Origin of the sequence: Streptomyces sp. NBC_01294 (assembly GCF_035917235.1) — a bacterium.
GTDB lineage: Bacteria > Actinomycetota > Actinomycetes > Streptomycetales > Streptomycetaceae > Streptomyces > Streptomyces caledonius.
Genome location: NZ_CP108423.1, coordinates 7,322,717 through 7,337,586 on the forward strand (window position 1 = coordinate 7,322,717; position 14,870 = coordinate 7,337,586).

The following is a 14,870-nucleotide window of genomic DNA, read 5'->3' on the forward strand; positions in this document are numbered from 1 at the left end:
GGTGACGGCCGGTGAGACCGGGAAAACCGGTGTGACTGGGGAGGCCGGAGAAGCCGGGGAGGCCGCGGAAGCTGGTGTGACCGGGGAAGCCGGAGAAGGCGGTGAGACCGATGAGGTCGGTGAGACCGATGAGGCCGTGGAGCCCGCTGAGACCGGTGCGACCGGTGAGGTGTGGGACGTGGTCGTGGTCGGAGCCGGACCGGCCGGATCCTCGGCCGCGTACGCGGCGGCGGCGGCCGGGCGGCGGGTCCTGCTGCTGGAGAAGTCCGAACTGCCCCGCTACAAGACCTGTGGTGGCGGCATCATCGGCCCTTCGCGCGACGCCCTGCCCCCGGGCTTCGTACTGCCCTTGAAGGACCGCATCCACGCGGTCACCTTCTCGATGGACGGGAAGCTGACCCGCACCCGGCGCTCGAAGCAGATGCTCTTCGGGCTCATCAACCGGCCGGAGTTCGACGCCGGACTGGTCGCCGAGGCCGAGAAGGCCGGCGCCACCGTCCGTACGGGCACCGCCGTGACCCGGGTCGAACAGCACGGGGCGGCCGTGCCCGACCGGCGCACCGTCGCCGTGGTGCTCGCCGACGGGGAGACCGTGCTGGCCCGCGCGGTGGTCGGCGCGGACGGCAGCGCGAGCCGGATCGGCGCGCACGTCGGCGTCGAGATGGACCAGGTGGACCTCGGCCTGGAGGCGGAGATCCCCGTTCCCGAGACGGTCGCGGAGGACTGGAAGGGGCGGGTGCTCATCGACTGGGGCCCGCTGCCCGGCAGTTACGGCTGGGTCTTCCCCAAGGGCGACACGCTCACCGTCGGGGTCATCTCGGCCAAGGGCGAGGGCGCCGCGACCAAGCGCTACCTGGACGACTTCATCGCCCGGCTCGGGCTCGCCGGCTTCGAACCGGCCGTCTCCTCCGGGCACCTGACCCGCTGCCGCAAGCCCGACTCGCCGCTCTCGCGCGGCCGGGTGCTGGTCGCGGGCGACGCGGCCGGACTGCTGGAGCCGTGGACCCGGGAGGGAATCTCCTTCGCACTGCGCTCGGGACGCCTCGCGGGGGAGTGGGCGGTGAAGATCTCCGAGGCGCAGGACGCGGTGGACGCGCGCCGCCAGGCCCTCAACTACGCCTTCGCCGTCAAGGCCGGGCTGGGTGTGGAGATGGGGGTCGGGAAGCGGATGCTGGCCCTCTTCGAGGCCCGGCCGGGGCTGCTGCACGCGGTGATCACCGGCTTCCGTCCGGCGTGGCGGGCCTTCGCCCGCATCACGCGCGGCGCGACGACGCTGGCCGATCTGGTCCGTACGTACCCGCTGGCCCGCAAGGCCCTGCACGTACTGGACGCCCGGCAGGCGGCGGCACGGAGCGGCGGCCAGGGCTAGGGAGGCGCGCCGCGGGCGCGGGGGCAGGGCAGGGGTGGGGCGGCCGTCATCGCGGGCGGCGCTCAGCCACCTCGTCCCCGCGGCGGCGCTGCCCGTGCCCGCGGGGGCGCTGGAGCCCCCGGACCGGAAGGCCCACAGGCTGCCCGGCTGCCCGGCTGCCCGGCTGCCCGGCAGATCAGCCGAGTGGTCGGGGCGTTCTGGGCGGCCGCCGGCCGCCGGCCGGGGGTCCGCGGGTTGGCCGGCCCGCGGGTCAGTTCGACACCGTGATGCGGAAGACCGGGTGGTCGCCGGAGGCTGCCCGGAGCTCTGCTTCGGAGGACTTCGCGGTGACCCCCTGGAAGAACCGGTTGACCTCCCAGCCCCACTTCTCCAGGTAGGTGCGCAGGAGGGCCGCCTTCTGGACCGGATCGGTGACCTCCGTGGCGGTGAACGTACGCACCTTGCGCCCCACCCGCAGCTCGCCGCCGCCCGCGACCCGCATGTTGCGGACCCACTGGGAGTGCCCGCGGGCCGAGACCAGGTACTGGGCGCCCTCGTACGTGTGCGGGTTGACCGGGATCCGCTGCATCTCGCCGGACTTGCGGCCACGGACCGAGAGCTCGGCGCTGCCGGCCAGGCTGATGCCGAAGCGGGCCAGCTTGCCGAAGAGCGCGTTGAAGCGCGTGGCGAAGGGGCCGGCCGGGACGTAGTGCGGGGTGGGCGTGCTCATGGTGACCTCCGGGGCCGATTCATACCCTTGCGAGAGCACTGCTCTCGCTTGAGATCAGTGTGCACGGATCGGTGCGCCAAGGCAAGAGCGGTGCTCTCGAAATGGATCGCAGCTCTGTTTTATGGGCAGTGCTCCACATGCGTGGCACACTGATCCGCATGAACACCGTGCGAGGGGCCAGGGAACGGGCCCGCATCGAGGTCACCGCCGCCATCAAGGACGAGGCGCGCCGCAGGCTCGCGGCCGAGGGAGCCGCAAAACTGTCCCTGCGCGCCGTCGCCCGCGAGCTGGGCATGGTCTCCTCCGCCCTCTACCGATACTTCCCGAGCCGCGACGAGCTGCTCACGGCGCTCATCGTCGACGCGTACGACAGCGTCGGCGCCGCCGCCGAGGAGGCCGACGCCGGCGCCCTCGCCGCCCGGGCCGCGCCCCGCGCCCGCTGGGTCGCGGTCTGCGAGGCCGTCCGTACCTGGGCGCTGGAGCACCCGCACGAGTACGCGCTCATCTACGGTTCCCCGGTCCCCGGCTACAGCGCCCCCATGGACACCATCGGCCCGGCCAGCAGGGTCGGCAACACCTTCATCGGCATCCTGCGCACCGCGTACGAAGGGCGCGGCCTCGCCCTCCCCCCGCTGCCGGCCGAGCTGCGCCCCGAGGCCGACCGGATGACCGCGGACTTCGCCGAGGGCCTGCCCCCGGCGGTCACGGCCGCGCTGGTCGCCGCCTGGGCGCAGTTGGTCGGTCTGGTCTCCTTCGAGCTGTTCGGCCAGTTCAACCGGGTCGTCGAGGACCGCGCCGCCTTCTTCGCGCACGCCGCCGACCAGCTGGCGCACGGGGTCGGGCTGCCCGTCGTATGACGCAGGCGCGGGCAAGGCAAGGGCGGCCGGTTTTCCTCCCGGAGTTCACATCATGAGGTGATGACTCGCTCGTCTGTTCCTCACACCAATGCGGGCGGTTCAGCCTTGAACGATGGGCCGCCCGTCTAGTGTTCCTCGGGTCGCCCCCCTGCAGCCGCCGGAGGAAACGTTCATGCCCCGCGCCGTGAAGGCCCTGCTCGCCGTCCTGGCCACGCTCTTACTGGCGGCTCCGGCGCCGGCCCTCACCGCGTCGGCCCGCGACGCGCCCCCGGCCGCCGCCCCGCCCCCCACCCCGGCCCCCAAGCCCCGGATGCCCGGCGTACGGGGCCTGGAGATCGGCGTCCCCGCGTATGTCTGGGCGAACGACGCCATGCTGACCGACCTCACCGCCACCGGCCCGGCCGCCTCGGTGGTCGTACTGAACCCGGGCAACGGCGACTCCCCGTTCAACGGCCCCTGGCGGGCCCGCGCCGACGCGCTGCGCGCCCGTACCACCTCCACCGGCGAGAAGACCAAAGTGCTCGGGTACGTCCACACCGACCACGGCAACCGCGACATCGCCGCCGTCAAGGCCTCCGTCGACAACTACCTCAAGACCCCCGACGGCCGCCTGCACGTCGACGGCATCTTCTTCGACGTCGTCAGCCGCGACTGCGGCCCGGCCAACGCCACCCGCGACCACTACGCGGAACTGCGCCGCTACGTCCAGGACGCCATGAACGCCGCGGACCCGGCCGCCCCCGACCTCGTCGTCAACAACCCCGGCACCGCCATAGCCGACTGCTACCTGGAGCCGGGCCGCCGGACCGCGGACATCTTCGTCACGTACGAGGACACGTACGCCGCGTACACCGGCGCCGGCTGGCTCGGCGGCAACGTCTTCGACCACCGGTCCGGCTACCGTGCCGGCACCGAACTCGACCCGAGCGCCACGGCGTTCTGGCACCTGGTCCACGACGTCCCGGACGCCGACGCGATGCGCGCCACCCTCCGCACGGCCTTCGCCCGCGGAGCGGGCTACGCGTACGCGACCAGCACGGTCATGCCCAACCCCTGGAACGCGGGCCCGACCTGGAAATTCCGCGCGCAGACGACCTACGCGGCCACCCTCGGCTAGGGTCCGTCCGCAGAAAGTGGATCAAGATCTGTGATGATGGGCGGCTTGGCGGCTTGGCGGCTTGGCGGCTCGGCGGCTCGCCGTCCGCTACGAGGCCACCGCCCCCTGTCCGCGGTCCTCGACGAAATGCCATGACATCCGCACGGCCGGCCGCCAACATGGTCTCCATGGATACGTCGAGCACCGACTGGGTCACCATCACGGCCTATGAAGACCTGGGCCGCCTCCACCCGATGGCGGCCGCCCGCGCTTGACTGCGCGACCGCGGCATCGACTGGATGCCGTTCGATCCGAGCGACGTCCACTGTGACTTGTCCTGCGGCATAGGCTCTGACGGCCGCTGGCATGGCTGGTTCGCCGTCCGCATGCGTGCCGACGCGCTACGTCGGCTCGGCCTGCACCCCGACCAGCCCACTGCCGAGACCACGCATCCCTCCCCGCCCGGCTGGTGGCATGCCGCTGCTGAACGCAACGCCCACCAGTACCTCTGAAGACCCCCTCTGAAGACCTCCGCGGACTCAGGGAGAGGCGATGGCCTGTTCCAGCAGGCTGTGCAGGGCGCGCTGATCCTGCGGGGTGAGGCCGGACAGCGGGGAGTCCGTGGCGAGGAGCTCGAGGAGGCGTGCGCGCAGTGCGGTGCCCTCCACTCCGACCACCTCGGCTGGGCCTGTCTCCCTCCCCCGGAGGTGACCAGCTCTTTTTTGCCCACGCCGACTTCCTGATCTCCGAGCCGAAATGGGGCCGGCGTGACCTGCTGGAGGCCCAGGGTATGGCCGAGCAGGGCGCGGCCCTCGCACCACGGGTCCGTACGGACACCGACGGGCAGGGGATCTTCCCCGGCCACACGGTCGGGCACGCCGAGTGCGTCATCACCGGGGGCGGACGGCGTCTGATCGCCTTCGGCGACGCCGTGCACTCGCCGATCCAGATCGACCACCCCGACTGGTCCTCGGCCTTCGACCACGACCCGGCCCTCACCGCCGACCACCGCCGCCGCCTCGTCGCCGAGTTGGCTGAGCCCGGCACGATCGGCTTCGGCGTGCACTTCGCGGACGTGGTGTTCGGCCACGTCCAGCAGGACGGAGCCGGCCCGGCTTGGCGAGCGGTGGACGCCTAGCCTTGCGGGGGCGGCCGGGTGCCGTGGCCTGCATGCAGCGTTTACGGGTGAACCCGCCACGCGAACGGCAGGGCCAGGGGCGTTCGCCTGAGCCCGGGCGGGCGACGGTGGAGCAGGGAATCGTGTTCTTGAACGTGGCGGTGTGGTCCGGCACGGACAACGGAGCCTCGATGAAGCACAGGTTGGACGCGTGGGTGCGGGAGGCGCAGGACACCGTCCGTCTGAAGATGGCCCTCCACCACGAGTACTATCCGCTGCCCGCGCGTGCAGAGATGGCATCCGTACTCGCTCGGATCGCGCTGCGTTTCCCCGAGCACAAGGCCATCTGCGAGCACCGCATCGCCGGCCGTGACGGGCAGCCACCGGGGTGATGACAGACGCGGCAAAGGCCAGAGCGAGGCAAGGCGTCGTGGCACACGGAGATCGTGACACTGGGGTCTTCTTGTCCAGGTCTCGGCGGCGGTGTGGCGCCTGAGCTCGGTGCCATCGATGGCGGGAACCGCTGGGGCCGGGCTGGTGGGTCTTCCCGCGGGCGGGCAGACCGCGTGCGGGTTTAGAGTGATCGTTTGACTCCGAAGAAGGTGAGGTGCTTGTGAAGTCCAGTCATGCACGCCGGTGTTGTGTGTTCGCCGTGGTCTTAGCGATGGCGGCCGCGGGCTGCACGAAGGAACCGACGCCGGGCCGCGCGGACGCCGCTCCACAGGCTTCCGCGGGCACGCCCGGCAAGCCGCCGCGCGCGGTGCACGACCCGCCGGCACGCTTCGACGCCGGCGCCGGCGTTCTCATGCCGCAGGAAGCGAGGTCGCGCCGGCTCACGTGGCCGGGGGGAGGGACGCCGGTGGCTCTCCACAAGCAGAGGGCGTACGTGGCCCTGCCCGATCGTGTCCTGGCGGTCGACACGGCCAACGGCGCGGCCACGACCGCGGTCACAGCCGAAGCCGAGCCGCTCGTGAAGCTGACCCCGAACCTCGAGAACGGCCTCCCGGCTCCCTTCATCACCGACGGTGAATCACCGCTGGTCCTCACCACCTTCTTCGTTCACCAGCCGGGCGTCGGAACGCAGGCCCCGCGTGTCTTCCTGGAGTTCACGGCGATTCCCACGGCTACGGGCGCCGCCCCGTGGCGGCTGCCGTTGGAACTTCCGGAGTGGACGAAGGAAAGCCGGTCCCCGATCGCCTCCTCGGTCGTCGGGGCGTCGGGCAAGGTCGCCGTCTTCACGCTCTCCTCCACACAGTCGACGGTCTCATCCTTTGCCACCACTTATGCTGTCGATCTCGACAGCCATCGTGTGCTGTGGACCAAAGACCTGTTCCGGGCGGCGGCGGTCACAGGCGGCATCGTGACGGGCGAGAAGTGGGACAGGGCCGACAGCGACTACTCGGCCGTAGCCGGATACGACCTGGCCACCGCTGCCGAGAAGTGGCGGGCCGAGGACCGCATCAACCTCCAGGTGACGCCGGCCGGGCCCCACCTCATCCTGGCTACGGCGAAGAACAAGTCCGACTTCCGGATCCAGTACCGCCAATTCCTCGACCCCGCCACCGGCAAGGTGAAGCGGGACCTGCCGGACGACCTTCCCGGCAGTGACTGCGCTCACGACGGTGCCAGCACCGTCGTGTGTGCCGGTCGTGGCATCGAGTCCTATGCCTGGGCCGTCGACGACACCAGCGGTGCCGTCCGCTGGCAGCTGCCGGACAAGAACGCCGGCCGCATCGCACCTCAGGTGACCGCGGTATGGCACGGGCGGGTCTACGGCAAGACCGCCGACGGTCCCCTGGCCTTGGACGCGCGTACCGGCGCCGACCTACCGACACGGCCCGGCATCGCCCCGTACCTGGTCAACGAGTACACGGGACTGGCCCTCTCCGAATCTGACGACGCCTTGACGGCCTACCCGACCAACGGATGACACCGCGACGGCCGGCGGGAATCGCAGAAGGCTGTCCTGCGGCCACGTGGTAGCCGGCATCGCTCGTCCAACTGCCCAAGAGACAGCGGAACCCAATCTGAAGGAGTGGCCGTGAATCCTGCCGTCGCCCACCTCATCCAGGCCATCCCGCCGTCGGATTCCCCCCAGGCCCACAACTGGGCGCGTGTGGAAGGGGAGCTCGGAACGATCCTGCCGAGCGACTACAAGCAGCTCGTCGACCTCTGCGGCGGTGGTCTCCTTGACGACGATATCTGGGTACTGGAGCCGGACTGCCCCAACAAGCACTACGACCTGGTGACGGAGAACCGAGACCGGGGCGAAGCACAGCAAGGGCTCTGGACGGGCGGAGAGCCCAAGCCCGCCGAACTCGACGCGGCAGGGTCACGCACCATCGTCTGGGCCGTGACCGAGAACGGTGACTGCCTGTACTGGCTGGCCCGCGCCGGCCAGGAACCCGAGCAGTGGACCGTTCTGATCAAGGAGGGACGCGGCCGGGAATGGGAGTTCCACGCCCAGTCGTGTTCCGAGTTCTTGCAGTCCATTCTTCTCACCGGTGACGCCGAGTCCGAGATCTTCTACGACTTCCCGACGGAAGAGCCGCATGAGTTCCGTTCCAGCTCCAGCTCCAGCTCCAGCCTCTTGTGAGTCTCGGCCTCCGGGAGGACTGATCTCCCGGCCCGGGCAAGACCTGCGACGTCTGCCGGCTCTTCGCAGTTGAGGGCGTAGTCGGGCCGCGGACGTGGCTGATGGTCGGCGCTCACTCAGCCCTCGTGGTCGCGTTCCTTCTCGTCCTCGCGCCGACGCCGCGCTCGCTGGGCGATTTCGCTGGAGAGCCTGCCCTTTACCGAGCCGGCCCGGTCGAGGGTCTCGTTGCCGAGGCTTCTGGCGGCATCGACGCCTTTTGCTCCCGTCTCGAGCGCCTTGTCTCTGGCCTCCGCAGCCGCTTCCACCCATCGCCTCGCCTCCGATGACTGGCGGCCAGACTCAATCCCGAGCCGCCCGTGGAAGTCATGGACGCCGGTCACGACATGGTTGCTCGACTGCACTACAGCCGGGGACTTGGTCGGGTGCAGCAAGACCTTCGAGTTGGCCCTGCCGGCAGCCGCATTCATCCTGGCCACCAGACGCTCGGTGCTTCGCGAGATGTGTTCCAGCCGGCCCTGCCGGGCAGCCTTCAGCCCGAGGCGATGCCCGTCCAGCTCCTCCGGAGACGCGTCCAGCACCCGGTCGAGTTCGAGCACGGCGATCGCGTCCTGCAGTTGGAAGCAGCGAGCCAGAACAGCGAGCCACTCCCGAACTATGGACTCAGCTTGCTGGGCCGTCGCGGCAAGATCGCCGATCTTGGTCTTGCCCTCCATCTTCTCTGCCAGTGCGTCGAGTTGACGCAGTACGTATGCCTGGGTCTCTGCGATCGTCGTCGGCGCGGCCTGCACTTTCGACCACGTAACCTCGTCGACCCTGCCCCTCTTCTCTCGGATGGTCATGGCCTCCTCGATGACGAAGCCCACTCCGATCATGCGGGCCAACGCGGCGTCCTTCTGGGCGCGCAGCACGTCGTCGACCTTCTCGTCGATCGTGGCGAGATAGTCGGTGATCTCGTCCATGGTCTGTTGCATCGCAACCTGCGCCATGATCTTTCCAGCACCCGCAATAATCGCCGGGCTGGTCAGAAGCGATCGGGGCCCCTTCACGAATTGGACGAATCCCCTGATCTGGCCCTTGTGCCCCTTCGCCACACCCGTGCTGAGACCCGTCTTCGAGCTTTCCCTCAGCCCGTACTTCTTGACAAGCTGTGCCGACTCCTGAGTCAGCTTCACCCAGCGACCGGACTCGGCGGCAAACTCCGAACCTGCCTGCGCGACTGTGGTCCCGGTGCCGACGACGGACTTGAGCCGTTGCAGTCCGAGGTCCTTCGACGGCAGTCCCTCCGAGACGAGGAAGCGTTCGACATCCGTCGCATCCCCGATGACCGCCAGTCCATCGCCGTCACTGATCAGCTGAATCTCGTTGTCCATCGCCCGCTCCTGAAGTGGGTGCACTGCCCTTGAGTCAACGTGAAGCCGACGTCCGGGCCGGCACCAGTTCTTCATGGTTGGGGGTGTGTTGAAGGCCCGCGCGCCGTTGGGCCGGTAGGAGTCGAGGTCCCCTGACGATGGGGGTTCCTGCGCCTCACCCGGAAGGCCTCGACGTGCCTGACGCTACCCGAAAGGCGGGCTTCGTCTGCCCTGACCTGAGTATCTTCTGCCGTCTGGGACGACGTCGGCCTCGTCGTCTCCGGGAGCGAATCGAGCCCGACCGTGCCTGCCCGTCCTGTCGCGTCGTGGCGCCCGACGACCGGTGCCATCGCTGCGGGCGTCAAGGGGTCGCGCGTGACACCGTGGTCCGGCGGCCGGCCCACGGTGATCATCGGCACGCTGGATGTTGACGGGAAATGGCGCAGCACCGGTCGAGATCACCGGCTTCGGTGAACGGTTGGCCGAAGCGCTGTACAGGGTGGACCAGGAGCGGTTCGGGCTGCTACCGGTGGCCCATTCGTCACCGTCGCAGCATCCGAAGGGTGTGCCTTCGTAGCTTCATGCCTTCATGCCTTCGCGGGTGGTCGATTGAGCCGCGAGGCCAGCGAAACGATGGGATTGCCGCATGACTGAACCTCACATGGACGAGGAACCCCCCGAGCATGGGCGCTACGTCCTCTATCTGGAGGCCCTGGACGTCGTCCCGGAGGCGGACGAGGCCGATCTGGTGGCCGCCGTCCTGCGTGATGACTGCGTATCGATGGCGCAGTCCGCGGTGAACCGCCACATGGAGCGCCGGGCTGCCGAGTTGCTGACCGACTCCCACTTTCCCGCCTGGGCCCGGATGATGGCCGCAACCATCGGGGACCGGGACTTCCTCACCGGCCGCCTGCGCGAGTGGACCCTCCTCAGGGCGATCGCCCTGGACGAGGCGTGGACAGCCGAGGAGGTCACCAGTGCATCCGACTGGTTCCAGCGCACGGCCGTGGAGATCATCTCCTCACCCGGCGCCCTCAACCTGCTCGCCGAGTGCGGACGCACCCGCCGCGTCCGCAACGCCGCGAGCCGCCGCATCCAGGAATCCAAAGGCCGCACCGGCGCTCCCAGTCGGGCCGGCTCGATGCACAGGTCCTGACTCTTACCCCTGCACCACGACGGGTCGTACCGGGTGGCGTACATGACCTAGTCCGCGTGCCACTCCACGAACGTGTCGATCAGCCGCATCCCGATGGACTCGAGCAGACTGCGTGAACGGTCGTTGGCCTTCTGGGTGACGGCGACCACCTCAGGCGGCCGCACGGATGTGACGGTGTCCAGGGCCCAGGGCCCAGGGCCCAGGGCCTAGGACACGAATCGATCACCGCCACCGCCATGTCCGCCGCCAGGACCACGCTGCACGCACCGAAGGCCGCGACGGAACGCGGTGATGTCTACCAGGCAGCGGTGGTGGGGTGGTTGCTGAGGGCGGCGGCGAGGAGGGTGCGGAGGTGGTCCGCCTCCGGGATCAGGGTGGCTTCGATCTGGTCGTCGGTGTGTCCGGCCAGGGTGAGCTCCTGGATGCGCCGGAACAGCAGGCGGTCTGCTGCTGCGATCAGGGCCGCGGCCGCCCGGGGTGCGATGGCCGGGGCCGGGCCCGAGGCGGGATCCGCGTCGGCGGCGGTCAGGGCTGCGGCGAGGGCCTCCTCCCGCTGGTCGTGCAGTTCGCGCAGCCGGGCGGTAAGGGTGGGGCTGTCGGCGACCATGCGGGCGAACGCGGGGCCGGTGAAGCCGACGACCGGGCTGTGTTCCAGCAGAGCGGTGCGGAACGTCCGTCCGAGGGCCGTGAGCGGCTCTTCGCCGGGGCCGCGCTCGGCGACCGTCCGTGCCAGACCCTGCGTGAACGCCTCGTGGTGGTCGAGGGCCAGGTCTTCCTTGCGCGGGAAGTAGTTGGTCACCGTCTTCTTGGCCACGCGGGCCGATGCGGCGATCTCGGCGATGGTGGTCTGCTCGAAGCCCTGCTCGATGAAGAGCCGGGTCGCACGGTCGGAGATCAGCTGCCTGGTCTCCAGCTTCTTGGACTCGCGGAGTCCCATCTCGGTAGCCATGAAGCAATCTTACATCCGTAGCAAAAATAGTCTTGACGGTTCGTGGGGTCGAGCCTAATGTTACGTCCGTCGCAAAATTCGCCTGGATGAACGGAACCGGAGGGATCCGCTTCTCCGTCCAGGCGTTCCTGAACCACCCGAACCCCCATTGCCAGGAGATGCCCTGAACGTCACCACCTCCACCCTGTCCCTCACCGTCGCCGACGTGGACGCCTCCCGCGCCTTCTTCTGTACCCACCTCGGCTACGAGGTCGCCATGGCCGCCGACGGCTTCGCCTCCCTGACCCGCGGTGACGCCGCCGCCGACATCGTGCTGCTCCGCCGCGGAACCGATGTGCTCCCGGCCGATCAGCGCGACCGACAGGCCGGCGGCCTGATTTTGGCGCTCACGGTCACCGGCCTCGACGCCGAGGAACGGCGGCTGCGTGAGGCCGGCGCGCCGATCACGATGCCGCTGCGCGAAGAGCCCTGGGGCGAGCGGCTGTTCCAGTTGACCGACCCGAACGGAGTCGTCGTCCAGCTCGTCGAATGGGTCATCCCCGATGCGACCGAGCAGGCCGAGCAGGCCGAGCAGGCTGAACAGGCCCAGGAGTCCGAGGAGCCCGCCGTGCGCGTGATCAGTCCCGCCGCCGAGAACGTCACCGAGTCCCCGAACGCCCGTATGACCGGTCTGGCCGCTCCGAGCCGGGGCAGTACGGAACTCAGCACCTGGACCGTCGAGATGGGAGCGGGTCAGACCGGACCCGAGCACTCCATCAGTCGCGAGCAGGTCTGGACGGTCACCGCGGGCGTCCTCCACGTCACCTGCGGAGGCCGCACCGACAAGATCACGGCCGGGCAGACCTTCGTCCTCCCCCCGGACGTGCTCCGCCAGGTCCACGCCCCTCAGGCGGCCGAGGCGCACGTCGCCATGCGCTCGGACGGCGTGGCCTCCGTACCCGGCACCGAGGGCACCCGCGTCCTGCCCTGGGCCCAGTAGGGGCCCGTACGGGGTCCCCGGCGCCGAGCGAATCCCGCCCCGCGCCCTTCCATTCCGTAAGGCCTTCCATTCCGTAAGGGAGGCAGCTTGTCCGTACGCATGACCGCCGGGGCCGACATGACCGCCGAGGGCGTTCTCGGCGGTGCTGCCCGAGCACCGCGGCCGCGGCCTCGCCCGCTGGATGAGGGCCGCCTCGATCGTCGAGGCCTGCGCACGCCACCCCGGCCCCGGCCCCGGACCGGACCGGCCCGTCAGGTCGCCGGGGTGGGGGAGCGGTGGTTGCGGAAGGTGCGCCGGTAGACGTCCGGCGGTACGCCGAGGGCGCGGTGGAAGTGTCGGCGCAAGGTGGCCGCAGTGCCCATGCCGGTGCGGGAGGCGATGAGTTCGATGCTGTCCTCGGTGGTTTCGAGGAGCTCCTGCGCCCGGTGGATGCGCTGCGTGTGCAGCCAGCGCAGGGGAGTGGTCCCGGTGGCGGCGGCGAAGCGGCGGGTCAGGTTCCGGGTGCTCATGTTCACCTGGCGGGCCAGATCGGGCACGGTCAGCGGCTCGTGCAGCCGCCCGCTCACCCAGTCCAGCAGGTCCGCGAAGGCGTGGCCGGTGTCGGCGACCGCCGGCGCGGCGATGAACTGGGCCTGGCCGCCCGCGCGGCGCGCCGGGACCACCAGCCGGCGGGCCAGCTCGTTGGCGACCGCCGCTCCGTGGTCGGCGGTGACGATGTGCAGGCACAGATCCATTCCGGCGGCCTTGCCGGCCGAGGTCAGCACGCCCCGGTCGTCGATGTAGAGGACGCCCGGGTCGACGCGTACCTCGGGGTAGCGGGCCGCGAGCGCGTCGGTGTGCTCCCAGTGCGTGGTGGCGCGGCGGCCGTCCAGCACTCCCGCTGCGGCCAGTACGAACGCCCCGGTGCACAGGGACACGAGCCGGGCGCCCCGGTCGTGGGCCGCGCGCACGGCCTCCACGAGATCGGCCGGCGGGTCCGCCTCGACGTCGCCGCAGGCCGGGACGATGACGGTGTCCGCGTCCGCGAGGGCGTCAAAACCGTGCGGGGTGTCGACCCGCAGCCAGCCACCCAGCCGGGCCTCCCTCGGCGCGCAGACGCGGAAGTCGTACCATCCGTCGGCCAGTTCGCGGTCGACGCCGAACACCTCGCAGGCCGCTGCCGCCTCGAACAGCATGGCCCCGTCGTAGACCGCCAGCATCACAGACGTCACGTCCGAAAGTGTACGCATCTCGTCGTTTCGGCCACTCGTGGTCGGCGCCCACGGCCGTGATCATGGCCGCATGAACTCACACCACCGGACGGTCGTCGCGGTCGTCGGAGCGTACGGGCACACCGCCGGCTTCGTCGTCGCGGAGCTGCGCCGCCGCGGCTTCACCCCGCTCCTCGTCGGCCGGGACGCCGACCAACTGGAGGCCGCCGCCCAGACCCACCCGGGGGCGCAGGCCCGGGTCGCGTCCCTCGTCGATCCCGCGTCCCTGGACCGCGCGCTGTCGGGCGCGGACGCCGTCATCAACTGCGCCGGTCCGTTCGCCGACACCGCCCCCTCCGTCATCGACGCGGCACTGCGCGCCGGCATCCCCTACCTGGACGTGGCCGCGGAGCAGGCCGTGGTCCTGGAGACGTTCGAGCAGCGTGCCCACCAGGCCCGGGAGGCGGGCGTGGTCGTCGCCCCGGCGATGGCCTTCTACGGCGGGCTGGGCGACCTGCTCGCCGGCGCCGCGATGGGCGACTGGCCGGACGCCGACGACATCACGGTCGCGATCGCCCTCGACAGCTGGCAGCCGACCGAGGGAACCCGCAAGACCGGGCGGCGCAACGCCGGCCGGCACGTGGTCTTCACCGGCAACCGTTTCGCTCCGCCCGCGACTGCGCCGGCGACGTACTCCTGGTCGTTCCCGCACCCCGTGGGCGAACAGAGGGTCGTCGAGTTCTCCAGCGCCGACCAGGTCACCATCTCCCGGCACGTGCGCGTGCCGGAGATCCGGGTCTGCATGAACGAGAAACCCCTGCGCGACCTGAGGGCGCCACAGACGCCCCCGCCCACGCCGGTGGACGCCGACGGACGCTCGGCCCAGACCTTCCTCGTCGACGTGGTCGCGCGCAGGGGCGGTGAAACGCGCCGGGCGAGCGCGTCCGGCCGTGACATCTACGCGGTCACCGCACCTATCGTCGTGGAGGCGGCGGCACGGATCCTCGATGGCCGGATCAACACGACCGGAGTGGCCGCCCCGGGAGAACTCTTCGACGCCGCGGACTTCTTGCGCGCCCTCGACCCCGCCCACCTGTCCTTCAGCGGGCCCGAACACGGCCGGACCGGGGGGACCGGCCGGACGGGGAGGACCGGCCGGACCTGACACCGGCGTGCCGGGCCGGCTCAGGCGCCGTCGTTCTCCGGACGGCGGGCGAAGCCCCGCAGGACGTGCGCGATCCGGAGCACGAACACCACCGCCGCGACCCCTGCGCCCACCAGCGCCAGGACCCGGCCCGTCGCGGGCGAGAGGGAGAACGCCGGTACGGGGCCGTACACCGCACCGAAGGCGAGGGCCGCCGCGAAGCAGGCGCTGGCCAAGGCGTAGCCGATCTCGATGGTGATCGCGTCCCGGTCCGCCTGCGTTCGTCGCCCCATGCGTACAGTGTCACAGCGCGCACTGCCCGTCACAAGGCTGCTTGCGCGGGACCGGGCACCAGGTAC

Annotated in this window: 18 protein-coding genes and 1 pseudogene; 13 read left to right on the top strand and 6 right to left on the bottom strand. The window is 70.5% G+C overall.

The window, feature by feature from the left end; all coding sequences use genetic code 11:
* Positions 1-169: 169 nt before the first annotated feature.
* Positions 170-1,369 carry a geranylgeranyl reductase family protein gene (locus tag OG534_RS33145; RefSeq protein WP_326593989.1) on the top strand — a complete coding sequence of 400 codons (1,200 nt, stop codon included), beginning with the start codon at positions 170-172 and terminating at the stop codon, positions 1,367-1,369.
* Positions 1,370-1,619: 250 nt separating this feature from the next.
* On the opposite strand, the gene OG534_RS33150 is transcribed toward OG534_RS33145, so the two are convergent.
* Entirely contained in the window at positions 1,620-2,078 is a 459-nt protein-coding gene (locus tag OG534_RS33150; RefSeq protein ID WP_326593009.1) for a nitroreductase/quinone reductase family protein, read from the bottom strand.
* 158 nt (positions 2,079-2,236) lie between these two features.
* Here OG534_RS33150 and OG534_RS33155 point away from each other — a divergent pair, with 158 nt between their 5' ends.
* The 4 genes from OG534_RS33155 (at position 2,237) to OG534_RS33170 (ending at position 4,543) form a co-directional block, all read left to right on the top strand.
* The gene (locus tag OG534_RS33155; RefSeq protein WP_326593011.1) at positions 2,237-2,935 is read left to right on the top strand and encodes a TetR/AcrR family transcriptional regulator; all 699 of its coding nucleotides are present in this window, start codon (positions 2,237-2,239) and stop codon (positions 2,933-2,935) included.
* A 172-nt stretch (positions 2,936-3,107) separates the two neighbouring features.
* Entirely contained in the window at positions 3,108-4,052 is a 945-nt protein-coding gene (locus tag OG534_RS33160; RefSeq protein WP_326593012.1) for a spherulation-specific family 4 protein, read from the top strand.
* 131 nt (positions 4,053-4,183) lie between these two features.
* Positions 4,184-4,306, top strand: a complete 123-nt coding sequence (locus OG534_RS33165; RefSeq protein WP_326593013.1) for a hypothetical protein — start codon at positions 4,184-4,186, stop codon at positions 4,304-4,306.
* Positions 4,307-4,330: 24 nt separating this feature from the next.
* The gene (locus OG534_RS33170; RefSeq protein WP_326593014.1) at positions 4,331-4,543 is read left to right on the top strand and encodes a hypothetical protein; all 213 of its coding nucleotides are present in this window, start codon (positions 4,331-4,333) and stop codon (positions 4,541-4,543) included.
* A 27-nt stretch (positions 4,544-4,570) separates the two neighbouring features.
* Here OG534_RS33170 and OG534_RS33175 read toward each other — a convergent pair whose 3' ends face one another.
* Positions 4,571-4,699: a hypothetical protein gene (locus tag OG534_RS33175; RefSeq protein WP_326593015.1), complete on the bottom strand. Its 129-nt coding sequence runs from the start codon at positions 4,697-4,699 to the stop codon at positions 4,571-4,573.
* 122 nt (positions 4,700-4,821) lie between these two features.
* Between OG534_RS33175 and OG534_RS33180 the strand changes: the two genes are divergently transcribed.
* The 4 genes from OG534_RS33180 to OG534_RS33195 all read left to right on the top strand — a co-directional run bounded on the left by OG534_RS33180 (position 4,822) and on the right by OG534_RS33195 (position 7,744).
* Positions 4,822-5,169, top strand: a complete 348-nt coding sequence (locus OG534_RS33180; protein ID WP_326593017.1) for a hypothetical protein — start codon at positions 4,822-4,824, stop codon at positions 5,167-5,169.
* A gap of 122 nt (positions 5,170-5,291) precedes the next feature.
* Entirely contained in the window at positions 5,292-5,540 is a 249-nt protein-coding gene (locus tag OG534_RS33185; RefSeq protein ID WP_326593018.1) for a hypothetical protein, read from the top strand.
* A gap of 215 nt (positions 5,541-5,755) precedes the next feature.
* Positions 5,756-7,078, top strand: a complete 1,323-nt coding sequence (locus tag OG534_RS33190; protein WP_326593019.1) for a hypothetical protein — start codon at positions 5,756-5,758, stop codon at positions 7,076-7,078.
* A gap of 111 nt (positions 7,079-7,189) precedes the next feature.
* Positions 7,190-7,744 carry an SMI1/KNR4 family protein gene (locus OG534_RS33195; RefSeq protein ID WP_326593020.1) on the top strand — a complete coding sequence of 185 codons (555 nt, stop codon included), beginning with the start codon at positions 7,190-7,192 and terminating at the stop codon, positions 7,742-7,744.
* Between the two features lie 116 nt (positions 7,745-7,860).
* Here OG534_RS33195 and OG534_RS33200 read toward each other — a convergent pair whose 3' ends face one another.
* On the bottom strand, positions 7,861-9,114 hold the full coding sequence (locus tag OG534_RS33200) for a hypothetical protein (RefSeq protein WP_326593021.1): 1,254 nt from the start codon (positions 9,112-9,114) through the stop codon (positions 7,861-7,863).
* 137 nt (positions 9,115-9,251) lie between these two features.
* Here OG534_RS33200 and OG534_RS38785 point away from each other — a divergent pair.
* Together OG534_RS38785 and OG534_RS33205 are read left to right on the top strand one after the other, a co-directional pair.
* Positions 9,252-9,497, top strand: a pseudogene (locus tag OG534_RS38785) (hypothetical protein); the annotation flags it as partial.
* A gap of 242 nt (positions 9,498-9,739) precedes the next feature.
* Positions 9,740-10,249, top strand: a complete 510-nt coding sequence (locus OG534_RS33205; RefSeq protein WP_326593022.1) for a hypothetical protein — start codon at positions 9,740-9,742, stop codon at positions 10,247-10,249.
* A gap of 295 nt (positions 10,250-10,544) precedes the next feature.
* On the opposite strand, the gene OG534_RS33210 is transcribed toward OG534_RS33205, so the two are convergent.
* Entirely contained in the window at positions 10,545-11,186 is a 642-nt protein-coding gene (locus OG534_RS33210) for a TetR/AcrR family transcriptional regulator (RefSeq protein WP_326593990.1), read from the bottom strand.
* Between the two features lie 160 nt (positions 11,187-11,346).
* Here OG534_RS33210 and OG534_RS33215 point away from each other — a divergent pair, with 160 nt between their 5' ends.
* On the top strand, positions 11,347-12,177 hold the full coding sequence (locus OG534_RS33215; protein ID WP_326593023.1) for a VOC family protein: 831 nt from the start codon (positions 11,347-11,349) through the stop codon (positions 12,175-12,177).
* Positions 12,178-12,428: 251 nt separating this feature from the next.
* Here OG534_RS33215 and OG534_RS33220 read toward each other — a convergent pair whose 3' ends face one another.
* Positions 12,429-13,388: a helix-turn-helix domain-containing protein gene (locus OG534_RS33220; RefSeq protein WP_326593025.1), complete on the bottom strand. Its 960-nt coding sequence runs from the start codon at positions 13,386-13,388 to the stop codon at positions 12,429-12,431.
* A gap of 70 nt (positions 13,389-13,458) precedes the next feature.
* Between OG534_RS33220 and OG534_RS33225 the strand changes: the two genes are divergently transcribed.
* Complete coding sequence (locus OG534_RS33225) at positions 13,459-14,532, top strand: saccharopine dehydrogenase family protein (protein ID WP_326593026.1); 1,074 nt, start codon at positions 13,459-13,461, stop codon at positions 14,530-14,532.
* Between the two features lie 20 nt (positions 14,533-14,552).
* Here the strand turns inward: OG534_RS33225 and OG534_RS33230 are convergent, their stop codons facing one another.
* Positions 14,553-14,804, bottom strand: a complete 252-nt coding sequence (locus OG534_RS33230; RefSeq protein WP_326593027.1) for a DUF6332 family protein — start codon at positions 14,802-14,804, stop codon at positions 14,553-14,555.
* Positions 14,805-14,870: the final 66 nt, after the last annotated feature.